Origin of the sequence: Bradyrhizobium genomosp. III, assembly GCF_000261705.1 — a bacterium.
In the GTDB taxonomy this organism is placed as follows: domain Bacteria; phylum Pseudomonadota; class Alphaproteobacteria; order Rhizobiales; family Xanthobacteraceae; genus Bradyrhizobium; species Bradyrhizobium ottawaense.
In genome coordinates this window covers 1-822 of record NZ_AJQF01000605.1, presented here as the reverse complement: position 1 = coordinate 822, position 822 = coordinate 1, and the positions used below count along the sequence as shown (strand labels likewise).

Annotated in this window: 1 protein-coding gene; it reads right to left on the bottom strand. The window is 61.3% G+C overall.

Features of this window, described 5'->3' with window-relative positions:
• Nucleotides 1-94: 94 nt before the first annotated feature.
• The coding region (locus tag IC66_RS0142375; protein WP_038951399.1) for a reverse transcriptase domain-containing protein at nucleotides 95-822 on the bottom strand (728 nt) is incomplete at its 5' end.

Below are 822 nucleotides of genomic sequence, written 5' to 3'. Positions count from 1 at the left end.
CAGTGGCGCAAACGCATTCTGTTCGCGGTAGGGACACCCATCACTGGGCGCCCCCCGCGCAGATCCCGGCGAGCCCAATTAAGGCACCGGGCTCCTACCTCGGGTGTTTGACGGCGAAGCGCAGCTTCGGCCATGGATGAAGGATGCGAGCCTTGGGGAGCCAGTCATCGGTGATCTGCGTTATGCGATCCCAGGTCAGACAGGTCCGCTGACTGCGCCGCCGAAGCGTCCGCCTCCAGAGATCGGTCAGATAGAACCGAAACGCATTGAGCGCTCGGCCATTCGTCGGGACAGCAAAGTACGCAAAGTGGCCGGTCAAGACCTGCCTCAGCCATTTCCCTTGTGCAGGGATCGGCCAGTGCATTCGGCGCCTTAGCTCCTCCTTGATTTCGCGGAGTTTGGTTCGCAAGCGGTCGCTACGGGTCTTCCGTTGAAGCTGGAAGCGCCCTTGGCGTGATTTGCCGCAGATAAACGTGAACCCCATGAACGCAAAGGTTTCCGGCTTTCCGAGTCCGCGCTGCTTGCGTTGAGCCGCCGCATGGCGACCAAACTCAATCAGGCGGGTCTTGGCCGGATGGAGCGTCAGCTCGAACTCCTCCAGTCTCGCGCGCATCGCGTCAAGGAAACGACGTGCGTCATCCTCGCGCTCAAAGCCGACTACTACATCGTCCGCGTAACGCACGATGATCATGCCGCCGGAGACCTCGCGCTGTCGCCGGCGTTTGGCCCACAGGTCGAGAGCGTAGTGCAGGTAGATGTTGCCGAGAAGCGGTGAAATCACCGAACCTTGACCCGTTCCCCTGTCATCAGCGGCTACGACGC